General features: G+C 70.5%; 19 protein-coding genes and 1 riboswitch. Of the genes, 11 read left to right on the forward strand and 8 right to left on the reverse strand.

Annotated features, from left to right (window positions below; all coding sequences use genetic code 11):
• Window positions 1-98: 98 nt before the first annotated feature.
• Window positions 99-812: a M50 family metallopeptidase gene (locus ADL29_RS01400; RefSeq protein WP_053921950.1), complete on the reverse strand. Its 714-nt coding sequence runs from the start codon at window positions 810-812 to the stop codon at window positions 99-101.
• A gap of 35 nt (window positions 813-847) precedes the next feature.
• Here ADL29_RS01400 and ADL29_RS01405 point away from each other — a divergent pair, with 35 nt between their 5' ends.
• From ADL29_RS01405 to def, 8 genes are all read left to right on the forward strand, one after another.
• The gene (locus ADL29_RS01405; RefSeq protein WP_053921951.1) at window positions 848-1,678 is read left to right on the forward strand and encodes an SOS response-associated peptidase; all 831 of its coding nucleotides are present in this window, start codon (window positions 848-850) and stop codon (window positions 1,676-1,678) included.
• 44 nt (window positions 1,679-1,722) lie between these two features.
• Entirely contained in the window at window positions 1,723-2,370 is a 648-nt protein-coding gene (locus tag ADL29_RS01410) for an alpha/beta hydrolase family protein (RefSeq protein ID WP_053921952.1), read from the forward strand.
• A 317-nt stretch (window positions 2,371-2,687) separates the two neighbouring features.
• Window positions 2,688-3,392, forward strand: a complete 705-nt coding sequence (locus tag ADL29_RS01415) for a sigma-70 family RNA polymerase sigma factor (protein ID WP_211274235.1) — start codon at window positions 2,688-2,690, stop codon at window positions 3,390-3,392.
• Window positions 3,389-3,799, forward strand: coding sequence for a mycothiol system anti-sigma-R factor (gene rsrA / locus ADL29_RS01420; protein WP_046926083.1), 411 nt, complete (start codon window positions 3,389-3,391; stop codon window positions 3,797-3,799). Before ADL29_RS01415 ends, rsrA begins: the two co-directional genes overlap by 4 nt.
• A gap of 149 nt (window positions 3,800-3,948) precedes the next feature.
• A complete protein-coding gene (locus tag ADL29_RS01425) occupies window positions 3,949-5,325 on the forward strand; it encodes an HD-GYP domain-containing protein (protein ID WP_053921954.1) in 1,377 nt (458 codons plus the stop codon).
• Window positions 5,322-6,605: an HD-GYP domain-containing protein gene (locus ADL29_RS01430; protein ID WP_053921955.1), complete on the forward strand. Its 1,284-nt coding sequence runs from the start codon at window positions 5,322-5,324 to the stop codon at window positions 6,603-6,605. The genes ADL29_RS01425 and ADL29_RS01430 overlap by 4 nt, the downstream gene beginning before the upstream one ends.
• A gap of 368 nt (window positions 6,606-6,973) precedes the next feature.
• Window positions 6,974-7,975, forward strand: coding sequence for a tetratricopeptide repeat protein (locus ADL29_RS01435; protein ID WP_053921956.1), 1,002 nt, complete (start codon window positions 6,974-6,976; stop codon window positions 7,973-7,975).
• A gap of 85 nt (window positions 7,976-8,060) precedes the next feature.
• On the forward strand, window positions 8,061-8,705 hold the full coding sequence (def, locus tag ADL29_RS01440; protein WP_053921957.1) for a peptide deformylase: 645 nt from the start codon (window positions 8,061-8,063) through the stop codon (window positions 8,703-8,705).
• Between the two features lie 22 nt (window positions 8,706-8,727).
• Here the strand turns inward: def and ADL29_RS01445 are convergent, their stop codons facing one another.
• From ADL29_RS01445 to ADL29_RS01475, 7 genes are all read right to left on the reverse strand, one after another.
• Complete coding sequence (locus tag ADL29_RS01445; protein ID WP_078970646.1) at window positions 8,728-10,761, reverse strand: transglycosylase domain-containing protein; 2,034 nt, start codon at window positions 10,759-10,761, stop codon at window positions 8,728-8,730.
• Window positions 10,762-10,869: 108 nt separating this feature from the next.
• The gene (locus tag ADL29_RS01450; RefSeq protein ID WP_046926077.1) at window positions 10,870-11,922 is read right to left on the reverse strand and encodes a ribonucleotide-diphosphate reductase subunit beta; all 1,053 of its coding nucleotides are present in this window, start codon (window positions 11,920-11,922) and stop codon (window positions 10,870-10,872) included.
• The gene (locus ADL29_RS01455; protein ID WP_078970647.1) at window positions 11,922-14,354 is read right to left on the reverse strand and encodes a ribonucleoside-diphosphate reductase subunit alpha; all 2,433 of its coding nucleotides are present in this window, start codon (window positions 14,352-14,354) and stop codon (window positions 11,922-11,924) included. The genes ADL29_RS01450 and ADL29_RS01455 overlap by 1 nt, the downstream gene beginning before the upstream one ends.
• Window positions 14,355-14,513: 159 nt before the next feature.
• Window positions 14,514-14,656: riboswitch (cobalamin riboswitch) on the reverse strand.
• Between the two features lie 177 nt (window positions 14,657-14,833).
• Window positions 14,834-15,337, reverse strand: a complete 504-nt coding sequence (locus tag ADL29_RS01460) for a GNAT family N-acetyltransferase (RefSeq protein WP_053921958.1) — start codon at window positions 15,335-15,337, stop codon at window positions 14,834-14,836.
• Between the two features lie 113 nt (window positions 15,338-15,450).
• Window positions 15,451-17,127 (reverse strand): monocarboxylate uptake permease MctP, encoded by a 1,677-nt coding sequence (gene mctP, locus ADL29_RS01465; RefSeq protein WP_425424187.1) that lies wholly within the window; start codon window positions 17,125-17,127, stop codon window positions 15,451-15,453.
• Window positions 17,124-17,393, reverse strand: a complete 270-nt coding sequence (locus ADL29_RS01470; protein ID WP_046926075.1) for a DUF3311 domain-containing protein — start codon at window positions 17,391-17,393, stop codon at window positions 17,124-17,126. Before ADL29_RS01470 ends, mctP begins: the two co-directional genes overlap by 4 nt.
• A 151-nt stretch (window positions 17,394-17,544) precedes the next feature.
• On the reverse strand, window positions 17,545-18,303 hold the full coding sequence (locus tag ADL29_RS01475) for a GntR family transcriptional regulator (protein WP_053921959.1): 759 nt from the start codon (window positions 18,301-18,303) through the stop codon (window positions 17,545-17,547).
• A gap of 255 nt (window positions 18,304-18,558) precedes the next feature.
• Here ADL29_RS01475 and ADL29_RS01480 point away from each other — a divergent pair, with 255 nt between their 5' ends.
• The 3 genes from ADL29_RS01480 (at window position 18,559) to ADL29_RS01490 (ending at window position 21,734) form a co-directional block, all read left to right on the forward strand.
• Window positions 18,559-19,815: an extracellular solute-binding protein gene (locus ADL29_RS01480; RefSeq protein ID WP_053921960.1), complete on the forward strand. Its 1,257-nt coding sequence runs from the start codon at window positions 18,559-18,561 to the stop codon at window positions 19,813-19,815.
• Window positions 19,816-19,905: 90 nt separating this feature from the next.
• Window positions 19,906-20,907 (forward strand): carbohydrate ABC transporter permease, encoded by a 1,002-nt coding sequence (locus ADL29_RS01485; RefSeq protein ID WP_053921961.1) that lies wholly within the window; start codon window positions 19,906-19,908, stop codon window positions 20,905-20,907.
• Complete coding sequence (locus ADL29_RS01490) at window positions 20,904-21,734, forward strand: carbohydrate ABC transporter permease (protein WP_053921962.1); 831 nt, start codon at window positions 20,904-20,906, stop codon at window positions 21,732-21,734. Before ADL29_RS01485 ends, ADL29_RS01490 begins: the two co-directional genes overlap by 4 nt.
• Window positions 21,735-21,737: the final 3 nt, after the last annotated feature.

Raw genomic sequence — 21,737 nt, forward strand, 5'->3', positions numbered from 1 at the left:
TACTTTAATGGCTGGGCAAGGACTCCCATCTTGATCAAAAGTGGCGCAACCCAGACGAAACATGGCCCTGGTAGTGCGCTGGAGCTCTCGGGGGCTCGTCATATCCCGAGCAGCCAGCGCCCGCCGCCTATCAGGGAGCACAGCGACACCACGTGGAAGAGGCCGAGCCAGACGGCCGCCGGGACGTGGGTGAGACGGGCCAGCTGGTCCGGGTCGGAGTCCACGGCTCCGCCCCGTCGCCGCTTGCCCATCAGCTCGAACGGCGGACGTACGCCGCCCAGCAGCAGGAACCACACCGCCGCGTACGCGAACGCCGCCTGGACGTACGGAGTCGTCAGCCAGGAGACGAGGAGGAAGGCGGCACCGGCCAGGACGACGGTGAGCACGCCGTACGCGTTACGGATCATGACCAGCATGGCGATCAGCAGCGCCGTGGCGCCCCACAGCAGCGCCGTGATGTGCCCCGCGGCCAGCAGCGCCGCGCCCGCCAGGCCCAGCAGGGGCGGGGCGGTGTAGCCCGCCGCGGCGGTCAGCACCATGCCCAGCCCGGTCGGCTTGCCGCGGGAGACGGTCAGCCCCGAGGTGTCCGAGTGCAGCCGGATGCCCTGCAGGCGGCGGCCCATCACCAGGGCGACCAGCCCGTGCCCGCCCTCGTGCGCGATGGTCACGGCATTCCGCGACAGCCGCCAGGCGGTGTGCGGGACGACGGCGCCCAGCGCCACCACCCCGGTGGCGATCACCAGCCAGAGGGAGGGGTCGGGCTGGACCCCGAAAACGCGGTCCCAGACGTCCGAGATGTGGTCGGTATCCATGTCTCCCCTTCGTGTGGCATGGCAGTGTGGCACGCATGTGCGGTAGGTATGCAGCGAGTCGTCAGCCCGAGGACCTGGTGAGCACCTTCGGTGTCCGGCAGTGGGAACCGCAGGAGACCCTGGCCCCCAGCTGGAACGTCGCCCCGACGGCCGGTGTGCACGCGGTGCTGGAGCGGCCCGTCAAGGGCGAGGCGGCGGCCGCGTTCCCGCCCGGACCGGTGCGCCAGCTGCGCACGCTCAAGTGGGGCCTGGTCCCGTCGTGGTCGAAATCACCCGAGGGCGCCGCGAAGATGATCAACGCGCGGGCCGAGACGCTGCACGAGAAGCCGTCCTTCAAGCGCGCCTTCGGCGCCCGCCGGTGCCTGCTGCCCGGTGACGGCTACTTCGAGTGGGTCACCGCCGCCGCCGAGCGGCAGCTGGAGGAGCAGGGCAGGAAGAAGCGGCCGCGGAAGCAGCCGTATTTCGTGACGCCCGCCGACGGCTCCGTGATGGCGATGGCCGGGCTGTACGAGTTCTGGCGGGACCCGACGCTGCCGCCGGACCACTCGCTGGCCTGGTGGGTGACCTGCACGGTCGTCACCACGGAGGCCGAGACCACGCCGCTGGCCGGCGCCACCGGGGGCGAGGGCCCGCAGTCGCTGGCCGACATCCACCCCCGGATGCCGCTGGTGCTGACCCCGGACCGCTGGGACGCCTGGCTCGACCCGGCCCGTACGGACCCCGACGACCTGCGCGCCCTGCTGGCCCCGCCGCCGGCCGGGCTGATGCGCGCCTACCCGGTGCGGACGGAGGTCAGCAACGTCCGCAACAACGGGCCCGAACTGCTCGAGGAGCTCGCGGCCCCGGAGGTCGGCACGCTGTTCTGAGAGCCGATTCCGGAGCGGCCGCCCGGCCGGGGCAGGATGGACGTATGAGTACGAGGGCGAACGAGAGCGAGACGGTCGCGACCCCGGCGGGCGACGCCCGCATCACCTGGTTCCGTGATGTGCAGCCGGCGCGGGCCGTGATCGCCGTCAGCCATGGCGCGGGCGGCGGCATCGAGGCCCGCGACCTGCGTGCCCTGGCCGCCGTGCTGCCCGCCCGCGGCTACCCCGTGGCGCTGGTCGAGCAGCCGTGGCGGGTGGCCGGGAAGAAGGTGGCGCCCGCGCCCAGGACGCTGGACGCCGGATGGACGGCCCTGTGGCCCGCCCTGGAGAAGCCGGGCCTGCCGGTGGTGGCGGGCGGCCGCAGCGCCGGCGCCCGGGTGGCCTGCCGTACGGCCCGCGAACTGGGCGCGCACGCCGTCCTGGCCCTCAGCTTCCCGCTGCACCCGCCGGGCCGGCCGGAGAAGTCCCGTGCGGACGAGCTGACCGGTGCCGGGGTGCCCACACTGGTCGTCCAGGGCGGCCGCGACCCGTTCGGCCGGCCGGAGGAGTTCCCGCCGGACACGGAGATCACCGAGGTGGCGTACGGGGACCACGGGTTCGCGGTGCCCAAGTCGGCGGGGGTCGCCGAGGCGGCGTCGATGGCCGTGATCACGGACGCGGTGGCGGAGTGGCTCGACGGGATGTTCGGCTGAGGGCGAGGCCGCGGTGGCCTCGTGCGGGCCGGCGGCTGCATCGATATCTGTGAAACAACTCCGCGAACGGGGAATGCGGCGCCGCCCGCGGCTGTTGTGCCTGGCGTATGGATCCAGTACGTCCAGCGCACGCAGCACGAGGAATGGGAGTCCGCCGCATGGGAATCGCCTGCGCCACCCGCCCGGCCGCCGATCTGCCGTGGTCGCAGATGCAGGTGACACAGCCTGCCCCGGCTGGAGCGGCGGCGGCCCCTGATCGTCGTCTATTCTCCGATTCGAGGGGGTCCGTATCCGGATCCGTCACGGTGTTGGAGGAGGTGGGTCCGGTCACCGGTACCGGCGCAGGGACCGACGGCACGGCTGAGGACAGGACCGCGGGCCGGCAGGAGAGCGACGCCGAGCGCACCGCGCGCTTCGAGCGGGACGCCCTCGTCTTCCTGGACCAGATGTACTCCGCCGCGCTGCGCATGACGCGCAATCCGGCCGATGCGGAGGACCTGGTGCAGGAGACGTACGCCAAGGCGTACGCGTCCTTCCGCCAGTTCCGGGAGGGCACCAACCTCAAGGCCTGGATGTACCGCATCCTCACCAACACCTTCATCAACACCTACCGCAAGAAGCAGCGGGAGCCGCAGCGCAGCGCCGCCGACGAGATCGAGGACTGGCAGCTGGCGCGCGCCGAGTCGCATATGTCGACCGGCCTGCAGTCCGCCGAGTCCCAGGCCCTCGACCACCTCCCCGACTCGGACGTGAAGGCCGCACTCCAGGCGATCCCGGAGGAATTCCGCATTGCGGTCTACCTCGCGGACGTCGAGGGCTTTGCGTACAAGGAGATCGCGGACATCATGGGGACACCCATCGGCACGGTGATGTCCCGTCTGCACCGCGGCCGCCGCCAACTGCGCGGCATGCTGGAGGATTACGCCCGCGAACGCGGGCTGGTCCCCGCGGGTGCGACGGCCGCGGACCCGCAGGCCGCGCGGACATCGGGGTCGCACGACCGGAAAGGCGCGGGATCATGAGCTGCGGAGAGCCGCACGAGAAGGACTGCTCAGAGGTCCTTGACCACCTCTACGAGTATCTCGACCGGGAGATGCCCGCCGGGGAGTGCGCGGAGTTCCAGGTGCATCTGGACGAATGCTCGCCGTGCCTGGAGAAGTACGGACTGGAGCAGGCCGTCAAGAAGCTGGTCAAGCGCTGCTGCGGCCATGACGACGTCCCCACCGACCTGCGCTCCAAGGTCATGGGCCGGATCGATCTGATCCGGGCCGGGGAGACCGTGCCCGAGGTCAGCGTGCTCGAACAGGCCAAGAACGAGCAGGCCGAGCGCGAGCAGGCACAGGCCCGGAAGGAACAGGCGCAGCGGGAGCCGTCGTCCGGCACCGCCGATGCGGCCGATGCACATGCCGAGGCCGCGCGGGGCGAATAACGCGGTACCTCACCCCAAGGGGTGAGGGGCGGGGTGATTCGTCCCGCCCGATCCGCTGATGCGCCGTCCCCGGCGCTCCGGCGCCTCTATCCTCACCGAACCCAGGCGTGCCGCGGACGCGGCGCCACGGGGCAGCGTGAGGAGGCGCGATGCGGGGACTTCCGGCGGCCGCGCGAGGGTATATCGGCTGCGCCGCCCTGGCCGCGGCGCTGTGTGCCGCCCCCGCCTTACGGACCGGCGCCGCAGCCCCCTGGGCCGGCACCCTGGCCCTGACCACCCTCTACGGACTGTGCGAACAGCTGCGCCGCTGCCCCCTGACGGCCGCCTCCGGCGCGTTCCCCGCGGGCTGGGCCAGCCCCGTCCTCCTGGCCGGAGCCCTGCTGCTGCCGCCGCACCTGGCCGCGCTGGTCGCCGTCCCCGGAGCCCTGACCGCCCCGGCCGGTCCCCGCTCCGCGCTCGCCCGCAGGATCTGGCACGCCGCCGAACTCGCCCTGGCCTGCTGCGCGGCCTCCCGGCTCGGCCATGTCCTCACCGACGCCCTCGGCCACCACCCGCTGTCCGCGCCGCAGTTCCCGCTCGTCCTGCTCCCGGCCGCGGCCGCCGCCCTCGCCTTCTGCGCCGTGCTCGCCGCACTGGACGGCGGCATCCTCATCGCCGCCGAGCGCCACCCGGCCCGCACCGCCTGGCGCGGACTGCTGACCTCCTCGCTGGGCCCGTATCTGGTCCACGGGCTCGCCGGGCTGATGATGGCGGTCCTGTGGCGCAGCGCGTACGGACCGCCGGCGGCGCTGCTCGTGCTGCTGCCGATGTACCTCTCGTGCTGGGTCTTCGCCCAGTACCACCGTGAACGCGCCGCCCACCAGGCCACCATCCGCGCCCTGGTCCAGGCCGTGGACATCAAGGACCGCTACACCCGCGGCCACAGCGAACGGGTCGGCCGGGCCTCGGTGATGATCGCCCGGGAGCTGGGCATGGCGGAGGACCGGACGGAGATGCTCCGGTTCGCCGGGATCCTGCACGACGTCGGCAAACTCGGCGTCCCCACCCGGCTGTTGCGCAAGGACGGACCGCTGACGCCCGAGGAGCGCGGGGTGATCGAGCTGCACCCCGAGTACGGCCATGAGATCGTCCGCGGCATCGGCTTCCTCGGCGAGGCCCGCGCGGCGATCCTGCACCACCACGAGCGGCTGGACGGCAGGGGCTACCCCTACGGCCTGTCGGGCCACCACATCCCGGAGTCCGCCCGGGTGGTCGCGGTCGCCGACGCCTTCGACGCGATGACCTCCAACCGCTCCTACAGCCGCGCCCGCCCGGTCCCGGCCGCCGTCGCGGAGCTGCGCAGATGTGCCGGGACGCACTTCGACCCGCGGATGGTGGCGGCGCTGGCCGCGTCGCTGGAGCGGCACGGCTGGCACCCCGGCCTGGTGACGGCGGCGGAGCCCGGGAGCGGAAACGTCACTCCTCCGCGGCCGCGCGCGACGGTGCCCGAAGCGGCGCCCCCGGGCCGCCGGGACGGTGCGCCATGACCCTCCCCCGCAGCGCAGGCGCCCCCCTCGTCACCGCAGTCCACACCGCGGCCGCCGTCCTCGCCGTCTGGGGCCTCGGGCGGACGCTGTGGGAGGGTCTGGCGCAGCCCGGGACCGCGCTCGCCTTCGGGGTGCTGATCGCCGCCGGCGAGCTGCTGCGCCGCGGGCCCGACCGCACCACCGGCCCCGGCGAGCGGGAGAGCGCCCCCCTCGGCGCGGCCGGCGCGCTCGCGTATGCGCTGCTCGGCGAGGCGGGCGGGCGGCCGACGGCGCACGGTGTGGCGGGGACCGTCTCGGTCGTGCTCGCCGCCGTCCTGGTGGGACTCGTCCCGCATCTCGCGCTCGGCCGGGCCCATGCCCGCGACCACCTCGCCCGCCGCGTGCTGACCGCCGGCTTCGCCGCCACCTGCTTCCAACCCCTCTACCACACCGGCACCTTGGTGCAGTGGGGCGCCGACGGCCGGCTCCACCCGCTCCTGCTGGTCGGGCTGCTGGTGCTCACCATGCTGTGCGACGCGGTGCTGGCCGCCGCCCTCGCCCGCGCCCGTACCGGCTGGCCGTACGGTCCGCTGCTGCGCGACGAGTTGCGGGCGCTGCTCGGCATCGGCACCGCCATCTGTGCCACCGGGGTGGTCATCTCGCTCACCACCGCCGTCGCCGGCCTCTGGGCGCTGCCGGTGTGCGCCCTGCCGCTGCTGCTGACGCAGTTCGCCTTCCGCCGCTTCGCCGCCGTACGGGCCACCTACCGCCAGACCATCGCCTCGCTGGCCCGCGCCACCGAGATCGCCGGATACACCCCGCCCGGCCACGCCCGCCGGGTGGCCGCGCTCAGCCGCGCGGTGGGCCGCGAACTGGGGCTGAGCGAACCGGACTTGGATGTCCTCGAATACGCCGCGCTGATGCACGACATCGGCCAGCTCTCGCTCCTGGACCCGGTCCCGGCCGGCGCGACCGCACCGCTGCCACCCGACGAACAGCGCCGGATCGCGCTGCTGGGCGGCGCCGTTGTCCGGCAGACCGGCGCCCCGGCGCAGGTCGCGGTGATCGTCGAGCGGCAGGCCGATCCGTTCCGCGACCAGCCGGTCACCGCCCGTATCGTCCGTACGGTCAACGCCTACGACGACCTGGCGCGGGGGACCGCGGGCCCCGGCGGACCGCTGCGCGCCCTGGAGCGGCTGCGGCTGTCCACCGCGCAGGACCACGAGCCCCGGGTCGTCGAGGCGCTCGCCCGGGTCCTGGCGGCGGGGCGGGTGCCGGGGCGGGCAGCGTGCGGCGGGTGACGGAGGGAGTGCCGGCGAGAGCGGGGAGCGCGGACCCCGCGGTGCGGTGCGCGCGGTGTCGACGGCATCACACAAGGTGAGAGAAGCGGCGGGTGCGGTCCGTCGTCCGTCGTGGAACCCATGGGTAATGAGCGCCCTGTGAGATGGGCATGGTTGGATGCGAAGGAAGCCCCATAGGACATGTCCCAGGGGGATTCAGGGGGCCGGCGCAGGGCACGAAGCCGCAGGGGAGCCGCAGGGGGCGCAGCAATCGGGCTGAGTCCGACGGCAATCTGTGGCAGGTTGTCGAGTGGGCCCCCACAAGGGCCCAGGGCGCCGCGCGGGACACCCCCGGCAGCGGCATCGAGAGCAACCAGCAGGCGGGAATCGTGAGGATCTTCGGCAAGGTACGGCACCGGCCCTCCGCCTCGTGGCGGCAGGCGACCGACCGCGCTTTCACGCTGATCGGCGACGGCCGTTACGAGGACGCGGGGGCGCTGCTGACCCGGGCCGCGGACATGGAGCCGTGGCTGTCGGAGTCCTGGTTCAACCTCGCGCTGCTGCACAAGTTCCGGCACGACTGGGAGCAGGCGCGGGCCGCCGGTCTGCGCGCCGTGGCCCTGCTGGACCGCGGGACCGGGGCGCCCGACTGGTGGAACGTCGGCATCGCCGCCACCGCCCTGCAGGACTGGCCGCTGGCCCGCCGCGCCTGGCAGGCGTACGGCCTCAGGGTCCCCGGCGAGGGCTCGCCGTCCGGTGAGCCGGTCGGGATGGCCCTGGGCAGCGCCGCCGTGCGGCTCTCCCCGGAGGGCGAGGCCGAGGTGGTCTGGGGCCGCCGGCTGGACCCGGCCCGTATCGAGGTGCTGTCCATCCCGCTGCCGTCCTCCGGGCGCCGCTGGGGCGAGGTCGTGCTGCACGACGGCGTCCCGCACGGCGAGCGGACCACCGCAGCGGGCGCCGACGGCGCCACACGGGCCTATCCGGTCTTCGACGAGATCGAGCTGTGGGCGCCCTCACCGGTCCCCACGTGGGTGGTCCTCCTGGAGGCCGCCTCGGAGGCCGACCGGGACGCCCTGGAGCGGCTGGCGGCCGATGCGGGCTTCGCCGCCGAGGACTGGTCCTCGTCCGTACGCCTGCTGTGCCGCACCTGCTCGGAGAGCCGGATGCCCAGCGACGAGGGCGACGGCGAACACCTCGACCCGCACGACCACAGCGAACCGGGCCATCCCGGCCCGCTCGGCCACCGCACCGCGGGCTCGGGCTCGCTGTGGGTCCCCGAGCGCGAATGCGGTATCGCGGCGCCCGCCGCCCTGGTCCGCGGCCTCCTCGACGGCTGGGTCGCGGACAGCCCGGACACCCGGGAGTGGCGCGATCTCGAAGAGGTCTGCTGAGCGACGCCCCCGGTCCCCGTAGGCTGTAGGGCGACTCATCAGGGTTTTCAGGGTTTCAGGGTTTTCAGGAAGGCATACGGCGGACATGGCGCAGCAGCCTGTGTTTGATCAAGACGGTGAGCAGCAGGTGGACCGCGAGTTCATCGACGATGTGACGGACGCGGCCGAGCGTGAGGCCGCGCACCGCGAGCGCGGCACCTCGCGGCCGATCACGGTCGTCGGCAACCCCGTGCTCCACCAGGAGTGCAAGGACGTCACCGCGTTCGACGACGAGCTCGCCCAGCTCATCGACGACATGTTCGCCAGCCAGCGCACCGCCGAGGGCGTCGGCCTCGCCGCGAACCAGATCGGTGTGGACCTGAAGGTCTTCGTCTACGACTGCATGGACGACACGGGCGTGCGGCACGTCGGCGCGGTCTGCAACCCCGTCCTGGACGAGCTGCCGGCCGAGCGCCGGGTGCTGGACGACTCCAACGAGGGCTGCCTGTCGGTGCCCGGCGCCTACGCCGAGCTGGCCCGCCCCGACTACGCCGTCGTGCGCGGCCGGAACGCCAAGGGTGAGCCGATCGCCGTCGAGGGCACCGGCTACTTCGCGCGCTGCCTCCAGCACGAGACCGACCACCTCTACGGCTACCTCTACATCGACCGGCTCTCCAAGCGGGACCGCAAGGACGCGCTGAAGCAGATGGCGGAGCGGGAGCCGCGGTACCCCGTCGTCGCCAACGACTGACGGACGGGGCCCGCGGCGGGCCTCAGGGCGTGGCCTGGGGCGATGTGTCCTGGGATGACGTGTCCCGGGATGACGTGTCCTGGGGCGGCGTGTCCTGGTAGGCGGTCCAGATCTTCGGCGGGATGGTCGTCCCCAGCCCCGAGTCCGGACCGCCCACGCCGTTCATCGGCAGCAGTTCGGGCGCGCCCGGCTTGTTGCGGAACATCGTGATGGCGGTGGTCGGCCCGTCGTCCGCGCTCCCCTTGCTGAAGCTCCCCGCTTCGCCTGGCGCGGCGCCGGTGGAGGGGGCACCGGACGGGCTGCCGACGAACCACGCCGACTTCATCCGGTCACCGGGTTCGCTGACGCCCGCCGCGACCGGCCGGAAGGGGCCCCGGCCGTCGGAGGTGCCCAGCGTGCGCCAGCCCAGCCCCTCCAGGATCCCGGTCATCTGCTGGGCGACATCGGGCGACAGGACCTGCGCCGGCTCCGGGTGGTCGAAGCCGTCGAGGGGCTTGCCGTCGAGGGTCATCTTGGACACCGCGTACGGTTCCGCGTGCACCCCGCCGTTGCTGAAGGTGGTGTAGGCGCTCGCCAGCCGGATCGCGCTGGGGGCGGAGGTGCCGAGCGGGAAGGTCGGCTCCAGCTGCGCCAGGCTCTCCTCGCGCAGCCCGGCGTTCACGACGAGGTCCCGGATCCGCTCCAGCCCGATGCGCTGCCCGGCCTGCACGAAGGGCGGGCTCTGGGCGTTCATCAGGGCCCCGCGCAGATCACCCACGGTGCTGTCCCAGTCGCCCGGATTCGCCTCGGCCCCCCATGCCTCGGTCTGCTGCTCCAGCGACGCCGCCAGCACAAACGGTTTGAACGCCGATCCGGCCGGAACGGCGCTGGTATCGGCGTTGTTGCCGAAGTGCTTCGTCGCATCCGCGCCGCCGTACAGCGCGACGATCGCCCCGTCCTTGGGACGTACCGAGGCCGCGCCGAATTGCACAAAGGTGTCGGTCGTGCGCTTCTTCGGGTCGATGGTCTGCTGACGGACGCTGGTGACCGCCTTTTCCAGGCGGCGGGTGAGCGTTTTGTCGAAGGTGGTGTGAATGCGGTAGCCGCCGCTCGCCAGGTCCTTGTCGGTCAGTCCCGTACTGCTCTGGATGAATTTATTGGCGACGTCGACGAGATAACCGGTCTGGCCGGCCTGGCTGGTGGGCTTCGCCAGCGCGCGGGGCTCGGGGAACTTGGTGTACCTGGCCCGCTCCGACGCGCTCATCTTGCCGGTGGCGACCTGCCGGTCGAGGATCCATTTCCAGCGCGCCACGGCCCGCTGGTGATTGGCCTTGCTCAGCGTCGGGTCGTACTGCTCGGAACCCTTCAGCAGCGCGGCCAGCAGCGCTCCCTGACTCGGGTTGAGCTTCTCGGCGTCGATACCGTAATAGGCGTGCGCGGCCGCCTGGATTCCGTTGGAACTCCGGCCGAACCAGCTGGTGTTGAGATAGCCGCGCAGAATTTCCCGCTTCGACTTCTGGTTGTTCACCTTCAGCGAGATGATGAATTCCTTCGCCTTACGGGTGACCGTCTGGTCCTGCGAAAGATAGGTGTTCTTCACATACTGCTGGGTGATCGTGGAGCCGCCCTGGGTGTCCCCGCCGGACAGCATGTTCACCACGGCGCGGCCGATGCCCTTGAGAGAGACACCGGAATCGCTGTAGAAGGTGGCGTTCTCCGCCGCGATCACGGCGTTCTCGACCGAATCGGGGACCTTGTCGAGCGTGACGTTCTGGCGGTTGACGGCGCCGACGCTGACCATCTGACTGCCGTCCGCCCAGTAGTAGATGGAGGCTTCCTGGGCGGCCAGCTCGTTCTCGTTGGGGATGTCGACGCTGATGTAGACGACGACGAACAGGCCGACCAGGCCGCCGATGCACGTCCCGACGGTGCCGAGCACCAGACGCCACGACGGCAGCCAGCGGCGCAGCCCCGCTCGCCCCTGACGCGGATAGTCGATGATCCGGCGGCGCGGAAGACGGCGCGGAAGACGGCGCGGCAGGCGACGCAGCAGGCGACGCACCCTGTTCCCCTTCATGCTCCCGTAGACAGTAGGAAACGGCGCTCCGGTTGCCGCACCGGCCGCCCGCTAACAGGATGCTCATAATCCGCGGGCGGCCGGTGGCCGGACGGGTGCTGCCGTCGGCTAGAAGTCGTCGTCGAAGGAGACCGAGCCCTCCACGGCGACCTGGTAGGCCGAGGCCCGGCGCTCGAAGAAGTTGGTCAGCTCCTGGACGTTCTGCAGCTCCATGAAGGAGAACGGGTTCTCCGAGCCGTAGACGGGCGCGAAGCCGAGGCGCTGCAGCCGCTGGTCGGCGACGCACTGGAGGTATTCGCGCATCGACTCGGTGTTCATCCCCGGCAGGCCGTCACCGCACAGATCGCGGCCGAACTGCAGCTCCGCCTCGACGGCCTCCTCGAGCATCTCGGTGACCTGCTGCTCCAGCTTGTCGTCGAAGAGGTCGGGCTCCTCCTGGCGGACCGTGTCCACCACCGAGAACGCGAAGTCCATGTGCATGGACTCGTCGCGGAACACCCAGTTGGTGCCGGTCGCCAGGCCGTGCAGCAGACCGCGCGAGCGGAACCAGTAGACGTAGGCGAAGGCACCGTAGAAGAACAGGCCCTCGATGCAGGCCGCGAAGCAGATCAGGTTGAGCAGGAAGCGGCGGCGGTCGGCCTTGGACTCCAGCCGGTCGATGCTCTCGACCGAGTCCATCCACTTGAAGCAGAACTGGGCCTTCTCCCGGATGGACGGGATGTTCTCCACGGCCGCGAAGGCGGCGGCGCGGTCGTCCGGGTCGGGGAGATAGGTGTCCAGCAGCGTCAGATAGAACTGGACGTGCACGGCCTCCTCGAACAGCTGACGGCTCAGGTACAGCCGCGCCTCGGGGGAGTTGATGTGCTTGTAGAGGGTCAGGACCAGGTTGTTCGCCACGATCGAGTCGCCGGTGGCGAAGAAGGCGACCAGCCGGCCGATGAGGTGCTGCTCGCCGGGGGAGAGCTTGGCGAGGTCGGCGACGTCCGAGTGGAGGTCGACCTCCTCCACGGTCCAGGTGTTCTTGATCGCGTCGCGGTAGCGGTCGTAGAAGTCCGGGTACCGCATGGGGCGCAGGGTCAGCTCGAAGCCCGGGTCGAGGAGGTTCTTCTCACCGGTGGTGGCGGTGTGCGTGGCCGCGGCGGTGTTCGTTTCGGTGGTCATTACTGGCAGGCCTCGCAGGACTCGGGGTTTTCCAGGGAGCAGGCGACGGCCTCGGAGTCGGCCACCGGCAGCTGTGCGGGAACGGTCGCGGCGCGCGCGGACTGGGCGATCCGGGTCGCCGGGCGTGACCGCAGGTAGTACGTCGTCTTGATGCCGCGCTTCCAGGCGTAGGCGTACATCGAGCTGAGCTTGCCGATGGTCGGCGACGCCATGAAGAGGTTCAGGGACTGGCTCTGGTCGAGGTACGGCGTACGGGCCGCGGCCATGTCGATCAGGGCGCGCTGCGGGATCTCCCAAGCGGTGCGGTAACGGGACCGGACCTCCTCGGGGATCCAGCTCACCTCCTGGACCGAGCCGTTGGCCTCGCGCAGCGCGTCACGGGTCCGCGCGTCCCACAGGCCCAGCGCCTTGAGCTCCTCGATCAGATAGGCGTTGACCTGCAGGAACTCACCGCTCAGCGTTTCGCGCTTGAAGAGGTTGGAGACCTGCGGCTCGATGCACTCGTACACCCCCGCGATGGAGGCGATGGTGGCGGTCGGCGCGATCGCCAGCAGCAGGGAGTTGCGCATCCCGGTCTTCGCGATCCGGGTGCGCAGCGCCGCCCAGCGGTCGGCCCAGCGGGGCTCGGCGTCCGGGTAGTGGTCGGGGTGCAGCACACCGCGGGCGGTACGGGTCGCGGACCAGGCCGGGTGCGGGCCGTGCCGCTCGGCGAGATCGGCGGAGGCCTCGTACGCGGCGAGCATGATCCGCTCGGAGATCCGGGTCGACAGCTCCCGCGCCTCGGGCGAGTCGAAGGGCAGCCGCAGCCGGAAGAAGACGTCCTGCAGGCCCATCAGGCCCAGACCGACCGGGCGCCAGCGGGAGTTGGAGGCCCCGGCCTGCTCGGTCGGGTAGAAGTTGATGTCCACCACGCGGTCGAGGAAGGTGACGGCCGTGCGGACCGTGGCGTCCAGCCGCTCCCAGTCCATCTCACCGTTGTCACCCAGGTGGGCGGCGAGGTTGACCGAGCCCAGGTTGCAGACCGCGGTCTCCCCGTCGTTGGTCACCTCCAGGATCTCCGTGCACAGGTTGGAGGAGTGCACGACCTGGCCGGGTTCGGCGGTCTGGTTGGCGGTGCGGTTGGCGGCGTCCTTGAACGTCATCCAGCCGTTGCCGGTCTGCGCCAGGGTGCGCATCATCCGCGAGTACAGCAGCCGGGCGGGGATCTGCTTGAGCGCCCGGCCGTCGGCCTCGGCCTTGCGGTAGGCGGCGTCGAACTCGTCGCCCCACAGGTCGACCAGCTCCGGAACGTCCGAGGGGGAGAACAGCGACCAGTCGGCGTCCGCCTCCACCCGGCGCATGAACTCGTCCGGGATCCAGTGCGCGATGTTCAGGTTGTGCGTACGGCGCGCCTCCTCACCGGTGTTGTCGCGCAGCTCCAGGAACTCCTCGATGTCGGCGTGCCAGGTCTCCAGGTAGACACAGGCGGCGCCCTTGCGCCGGCCGCCCTGGTTCACCGCGGCGACGGAGGCGTCCAGGGTGCGCAGGAACGGCACGATGCCGTTGGAGTGGCCGTTGGTGCCCCGGATCAGCGACCCCCGTGCGCGGATCCGGGAGTACGAGAGACCGATGCCGCCGGCGTGCTTGGAGAGCCGCGCCACCTGGTGGTAGCGGCCGTAGATCGAGTCCAGCTCGTCCAGCGGGGAGTCCAGCAGATAGCAGGACGACATCTGCGGGTGGCGGGTGCCGGAGTTGAAGAGCGTGGGGGAGGAGGGCAGGTAGGAGAGCGTGCTGGTCAGGCGGTACAGCTCCGCGACATCCGCCAGCGCCCGTGCGGAGTGGTCCTCGGCCAGACCGCAGGCCACCCGGAGCAGGAAGTGCTGGGGCGTCTCGATGACCTGACGGGTGGTGGGGTGCCGCAGCAGATAGCGCGAGTGCAGCGTCCGCAGTCCGAAGTACCCGAACCGGTCGTCGGCGCCGTCCTGGAGAGCCCTCTCGACCAGGGCGTCCAGCTGCTCCGCATGGGTCCGTACGAACTCGGCGGTCGCGTCGGCGATCAGGCCCTCGCGGTGGCCGACCTCGACGGAGGCGGAGAAGGCGACCGCCCCCTGTCCGGCCGCCTCCTCCGCGATGGAGAGGGTCAGCAGACGGGCGGCGAGCCGGGAGTACTGCGGCTCGTCACCGATGAGTCCGGCGGCGGCGTCGATGGCCAGCGCGCGCAACTCGGCCTCGTCCGAGCCCGGGTGCCGGCCGCGCAGCGCGGCGGCGGCCACCTTTCCGGGGTCGGTCGCGGTCAGGTCCACGGTCAGGTCGGTCAGCGTGCGCAGCAGGGCAACGCCCGGACCGTCCTGCCCGACCTCGCCCTTCCCGCCGTCGGCGGGGGCGGCAGGCGCAGCCACCGCAGGCTGCACGACCTCGGCGTCTGACGCGGGCTCCGTTGGCGCGATGGTCACGTGATGCTCTCCCTCACTCGGCGGGGGCCGGGAGGGGCGCGCGACGGGCGCGCGCGGGCGTGCGGCACCCCGTGACGGTCAGGGGTGCGCGGGCACACCGCGCGGCATCCATCAGCCCAACCCTCGGGGCCCGGACGTATCGACGTCCGCACCGATGGCGGTGCGGGCGTACTGTCGGCAGGTCCTCGGACTTCAGGGGCGCGCGAGACGGCCGTACGGCAATCCGGGCGCACTCGTACACCGTTGCGGGACAGTTCCGGATTCCCACCGGATTCCCCTGCGGCGACAGCGAGCAAGAGCATACATCTTGTGCTGCTCCCCGCGCGCACCCCCACATGTTGTGTCGCTGCCTGATGTTCTCCCATACCACTCCCACAGGTGTGCGAACGGCCAACGGCCCCGGTGAGGCCCGGAATGTCGCCCGGATCACGGCCCGGGCGCGCGGGGAGTGCCGCCCGGAACGACGCCCGGAACGCCCTTCAGACCAGCTCCCGCGCAAAGGCCCAGAGCGTGACCTCAGGTATCGGATCCCAGTCCCGCTCCTCGGCGCGCTCGAACCCCAGGCGGCGGTAGAGCCGGTGGGCGGGCAGCAGTTGCCGCTGACTGGAGAGCACCAGCGCCCGCAGCCCCAGCGCGCGGGCGCGCTCCATACATGCCGTCACCAACGCCGCCCCAATTCCTTGCCCGCGCCCCTCGAACTGCACCGCCAGCATCCGGAACTCCCCCTCCCCGGGCCCCGCCAGATCCGCGTACGGACTCCCGTACGCGGCAAACGTCACGGTCCCGAGCACCGCCCCGCGCCGCGGCTCCACGGCCACCAGCACCTCGGCATGCTCCGCCCGGTGTGCGACCCTGCGCAGGACGGCGGCGTAGGGATCGCTCTCCCCGAACGCCAGCAGCCCATCGGCCAGATAGGCCTCCACCAGGAGGTCACCCACCGCTGCGAACTCGGCCGGCCGCGCGGGCCTGATCGTGATGTCCATGCGCTTCAGTGTGCCGGGCGGGCCCGATCGGCGGCGGGGCCTGTGGATAACGTGAACGGGCCGCCGCACCCCGAAGGATGCGACGGCCCGTACCCGTGAGCCGGCCGGCGGGCTCAGTGCTCCGCCGGCGCCTCCGCAGGGGCCTGAGGCAGGTCCGCCGTGACGCCCTTGTCGCCGATGTCGGCCGTGTAGTCGCCGGGGCTGGTCTCGTCGACACCGTCCGGAGCCTTCGCGGCCTTCAGGGCGAAGGTCAGCACGACCGTCACCACCACATTCAGCACAAACGCGGTCAGGCCGATGTAGCCGATCTCGCCGATGCCGGGGATCTCGGCCGCCGAGCCGCCGAAGTGCTTCTGGGTGGGGCTGGCCACGCCGTACGCCGCCAGCGTGCCGTAGATCATGCCGACCGCCCAGCCCGCCAGCAGCGCCCAGCGGTGGAACCACCGGGTGAACAGGCCGCCGACCAGCGCGGGCATGGTCTGCAGGATCCAGATACCGCCCAGCAGCTGGAAGTTGATCGCGACGGTCTTGTCCATGGTCAGGACGAAGACCAGCGCACCCACCTTCACCAGCAGCGAGACCAGCTTGGCGACCTTGTGCTCCTGCTCCGCGGTCGCGCCCGGCTTGAGGAAGTCCTTGTAGACGTTGCGGGTGAAGAGGTTGGCCGCGGCGATCGACATGATGGCCGCCGGTACGAGGGCACCGATGCCGATCGCGGCGAAGGCGACGCCGGAGAACCAGCTCGGGAACATGTCCTCGAACAGCTGCGGAATCGCCAGCTGCGGGTTGCCCTTGATGTCCGTACCGGCCGTGATCGCCATGAAGCCGAGCAGCGCCAGGAAGCCCAGCATCAGGGAGTACAGCGGCAGGATCGTGGTGTTGCGGCGGATCACGTTGCGGCTGCGCGAGGACAGCGTCGCGGTGATCGAGTGCGGGTACATGAAGAGCGCCAGCGCGGAGCCCAGCGCCAGGGTGGCGTACGCCCACTGGGCGTGGGGGCCGCTGGTCAGCTCGCCGCGCGGTTTGCCGGGGACGGCGCCGGGCTGCGCGAACGCCTTGCCCGCCGCATCGAAGATATGGTCGAAACCGCCCAGCTTGATGGGGATGTAGACGATCGCGACGATGATGACCAGATAGATCAGCCCGTCCTTGACGAAGGCGATCAGTGCGGGCGCCCGCAGCCCCGAGGAGTAGGTGTACGCGGCCAGCACCGCGAACGCGATCAGCAGCGGCAGGTCCTTGACGAACCAGTTGGTGTTCTCGCCGCCGCCGACGCCCATCACGTCCAGAACTGCCTGGATGCCGACGAGTTGGAGGGCGATGTACGGCATCGTCGCGAGGATGCCGGTGAGCGCCACGGCCAGCGACAGGCCCTTGGACCCGAAGCGGCCGCGCACGAAGTCGGAGGTGGTGACATACCCGTGCTTGTGCGAGACCGACCACAGGCGGGGGAGGAAGGTGAAGATCAGGGGATAGACGAGGATGGTGTAGGGGACGGCGAAGAAGCCGGCGGCGCCCGCCGCGTAGATCGCCGCCGGGACGGCCACGAACGTGTACGCGGTGTAGAGGTCACCGCCCAGCAGGAACCAGGTGATCCAGGTGCCGAAGCTGCGCCCGCCCAGGCCCCATTCGTCGAGGCTGGCGGACTGTTCGGCCTTGCGCCAGCGGGCGGCGAGGAAGCCCATGACCGTCACGGCCACGAAGAAGAAGACGAAGACGGCGAGGGCGACGCCGTTGACTCCCTCGGCCGAGGGGGCCGCCAGCGCGGCGGAGGAGGAGTGGGCGGTCACTTGGCCACACCCCCCTTGCGGGCGCGCTGCTCACGCTGGACCAGCTTGTACGCAACCGCCGTCAGCACCGTCGAGACGGGCACCCACAGCATCTGGTACCAGTAGAAGAACGGGATCCCGATGAGCTTCGGCTCGATCCTCGCGTACGAACTCACCCACAGCATCGCCACGAACGGTGCGAGCAGACACACCCCGGCCACCACACGGGTGGGCGTGACGATCGGTCCCCGCTCCGGCGGTTCGGCTGCCGACTCCGGCTCTGACATGGCGAAGCTCCGTCCGTGGCAAGTTCTCCTGGTAATGGGCTGGAAATCTAAGCCAGGGGCGTGGCACGCGTCACTAGGTGTCCGTATATCGGTATGGCATACGTGAGTTACGGACCGGTGTCACGGACCGGGCCGCGGCGGCCGCGGGGACTCAGTCGGCGGGGCGGCGCAGCCGGGCGACGAACTTGTAGCGGTCGCCGCGGTAGACCGAGCGGACCCATTCCACCGGCTGCCCCTGGGCGTCCACCGAATGCCGGGAGAGCATCAGCATCGGCAGGCCGACGTCGGTGCCCAGGAGGCCGGCCTCGCGCGGGGTGGCGAGTGAGGTCTCGATGGTCTCCTCGGCCTCCGCCAGGCGGACGTCGTAGACCTCGGCCAGCGCGGTGTACAGGGAGGTGTACTTGACCAGGTTGCGGCGCAGTGCGGGGAAGCGTTTGGCCGACAGGTGGGTGGTCTCGATGGCCATGGGCTCGCCGCTGGCCAGCCGGAGCCGTTCGATGCGCAGCACCCGGCCGCCGGTGACGATGTCCAGCAGACCGGCGAGCCGGTCGTCGGCGGTGACATAGCCGATGTCCAGCAGCTGGGACGTCGGCTCCAGCCCCTGGGCGCGCATGTCCTCGGTGTAGGAGGTCAGTTGCAGAGCCTGGGAGACCTTGGGCTTGGCGACAAAGGTGCCCTTGCCCTGGATGCGCTCCAGGCGGCCCTCGACGACGAGCTCCTGGAGGGCCTGGCGGACCGTCGTGCGGGAGGTGTCGAACTCCGCGGCGAGGGTGCGCTCGGGGGGTACCGGGGTGCCGGGCGGCAGCGTCTCGGTGATCTCCAGCAAGTGCCGCTTGAGGCGGTAGTACTTGGGCACCCGAGCGGTGCGTGCGCCGCCGCCGCTCTCGGCACTGCCGCCTTCGGTCTCCATGGCCCGCCTCTCCGACTCGTCTCGCGCTGCCGTCACCGGCTCCTCCGTACGTAGCGGCTCACATCGTGGCACGAGTGGATCCCCCGCGCTCCCTCGCAGGTCCCGGCCCGCCAGATGTCGGTCCGGTAACGGACCTGACAGCGACTCTTATACACCCTTGACACCCCCAAAGGTCTAGGCCAAGCTGCGGGCGCTGGTCTAAACCATTAATCGTTGGCCATGCAAGACCACACCCGTCCTCTGGGGGAGAGCGCAATGAAGCGTGGGCTCATAGCGGCGACGATGGTCGCGGGAATGCTGGTGGGCGTCGCCGCCTGTGGTTCAGGCGACGGCGCGGACGGCTTCAAGGGACAGAAGCTCACCGTATGGGTGATGAGCGGCTCGAATCCCGCGCAGTGGACCGAACAGGTCTCCGCGCAATTCAAGAAGAAGACCGGCGCCACCGTCGAGTTCAAGGTCCAGCAGTGGAACGGAATTCAGCAGAAGCTGAGCACCGCACTGTCCGAGGACACCCCGCCGGACGTCGTCGAAATCGGCAACACCCAGACCGCCGCCTACGCCAAGGCGGGAGCCCTGGCCGACCTCGGCGATCTGAAGAAGGCCATCGGCGCCGACTGGAACGATGCGTTCAACAAGGCGGCGCTGGTGGACGGAAAGCAGTACGCGCTCCCGTGGTTCGCCGGAAACCGCGTCGTCATGTACAACAAGAAGATCTGGGCACAGGCGGGCCTCAAAGGCACCCCCAGGACCCGCAGTGAGCTCTTCAAGGCCTTCGACACCATCAAGAAGAAGACCGACGCCGAACCGCTCTATCTCCCCGGCCAGAACTGGTACTTCCTCGACGGCCTGACCATCGGCACCGGCGCCGACCTGGTGAAGAAGCAGGGCGGCAAGTGGGTCTCCAACCTCGGCGACCCCAAAGTCGCCAAGGCCATGGACATCTACAAGACCTACCAGTCCTTCAGCACCGCCCCGAAGAACAAGGACGAAGCCACTCCGCAGCAGTCCGAGGTATTCGCCAAGGGGAAGACCGGCGCCGTTATCGCAATGGGCTACGAGGCCGCCGAGGCGGTCAAGGCCAACCCGGGCATCAAGAAGGACATCGGCTTCTTCACCATTCCCGGGGAGACCGCCGGCAAGCCCGAGGGCGTCTTCCTCGGCGGTTCCAACTTCGCCGTCGCCGGAATGGGCAAGAACCAGGAACTCGCCAAGGAATTCCTGAAGATCGCCCTGTCGAAGGAGAACGACGCCCGGATGGTCAAGGAGGCCGGCTGGACGCCGAAGTCCCCGGACCTGGCCACGGCCGCCAAGGAGAACCCGGCCGCGGCCGCCGCCGCACCCGCCGCGGAAAAGTCCGGCGGTACGACTCCCCTCATTCCCCAGTGGGCCGCGGTGGAGAACGTACCGAATCCGATCAAGAGCTATATGACGGCCGTGCTGAACGGTAAGTCCCCGGCCGACGCCGCCAAGGCCGTCGAATCCGAGATCAACGCGCGGCTCGCCAAGGAATAACCGCCACCGGCGGCGTACGGGGCCGGCCGTCCCCGGCCCCGTACGCGCACATCCGGTGCATCCGAGCGGAACGAGGGGGAGCAGGAGCCCATGGCAGTGCAGCTCGACGGCGCGGCGGCCGCAACGGACCAGGCCGCCGCGCGGACCGGCAAGGGCGGTGCGCCGCCCTGCGGCCGAGGCTCCAGGAGAGGGCGGGGCGCCCCGTATCTGCTGCTGCTCCCCGCCCTGCTCGCGACCGCGGTCTTCCTGGGCTGGCCGATGGTGCGCAACCTCGTGCTCTCCTTCCAGAACCTCAATATGAAGGAGCTGATCCAGCACCTCACCGAGTGGGTGGGGACCGGCAACTACCGGGAGATCCTGGGCAGCGAGCAGTTCTGGCGGGTCACCCTCCGCACCGTCGTCTTCACCGCCGTCAACGTTGTCCTGATCATGGTCCTGGGCACCCTGATCGGACTGCTGCTGGCCCGGCTCGGCAAGACGATGCGGCTGGCCCTGTCCGTCGCGCTGGTGCTGGCCTGGGCGATGCCGGTGATCGCCGCCACCACCGTCTTCCAGTGGCTCTTCGACTCCCGCTACGGCGTCGTCAACTGGGTGCTGGACGCGGCCGGCTGGCACGCGATGACGGACTACGACTGGGTCGGCACCCAGCTGTCGACCTTCTTCGTCATCACCGTGATGATCGTCTGGCAGTCGCTGCCCTTCGTGGCGCTCAACCTCTACGCCGCCACCACGACCATCCCCAAGGAGCTCTACGAGGCCGCCCGGATGGACGGCGCCGGCACCTGGCAGGTCTTCGCCTCCGTGACCTTCCCCTTCCTGCGCCCCTTCTTCCTGGCCACGACGTTCCTCGAAGTCATCTGGGTCTTCAAGGCGTTTCCGCAGATCTTCGCGATCAACCAGGGCGGCCCGGACCGGCTCACCGAAACCCTGCCGATCTACGCCTTCACCGAAGGCGTCGGCAATCTCCACTTCGGCATGGGCGCCGCGATCTCCCTGCTCACCATAGTGGTGCTGCTCGCCATGACCGCGCACTACCTGCGTCTGACGCTCCGGCAGGAAGCGCAGGAGGAACACGAGGAGGCCGCGCTGTGAAGCGCTCGCTCGCGGGCCGTATCTGGCTCAACGCCACGGCGGTCGTGCTCGCCATCGGCTTTGTCTTCCCCGTCTACTGGATGTTCAACACGGCCTTCAAACCGACCCGGGACATCCTCAGCGAGGACCCGGTGTGGTTCCCGTTCCACGGCACCTTCGAGCACTTCGCGACGGCCGTGCACGCGCCCGACTTCTGGACCCTGGCCGGGAACTCGGTCGTCGTGACCGTCCTCGCCGTCGCCCTGTCTCTGGTCATCGCGCTGTGCGGGGCGTTCGCCCTGACCCGGATGCGCTTCAAGGGCCGTAAGGGCATCCTGCTGACCTTCATGGTCGCCCAGATGGCGCCTTGGGAGGTCATGGTGATCTCGGTCTATCTGATTGTTCGCGACGCGGACATGCTCAACAGCCTCGTCCCGCTCACCTGCTTCTACATGCTGATGGTGCTGCCCTTCACCCTGCTGACGCTGCGCGGCTATGTCGCCGCGGTGCCCAGGGAGCTGGAGGAGTCCGCGATGGTCGACGGCTGCTCGCGCCGGCAGGCCTTCCTCAAGGTCGTCTTCCCGCTCCTCGCCCCCGGGCTGATGGCCACCTCCCTCTTCGGCTTCATCACCGCCTGGCACGAATTCCCGCTCGTACTGGTCCTCAACAAGGAGCCCGGCGCGGGCACCCTGCCGCTGTGGCTCTCGCAGTTCCAGACCCGGTTCGGGGACGACTGGGGCGCCACCATGGCCGCCGCCTCCCTCTTCGCCGTCCCGATCCTGCTCCTCTTCCTGTTCCTGCAACGCAAGGCGGTCGGTGGTCTCACCTCCGGCGCAGTGAAGGGATAACGC

The sequence above is a fragment of the Streptomyces chattanoogensis genome (assembly GCF_001294335.1).
In the GTDB taxonomy this organism is placed as follows: Bacteria; Actinomycetota; Actinomycetes; order Streptomycetales; family Streptomycetaceae; genus Streptomyces; species Streptomyces chattanoogensis.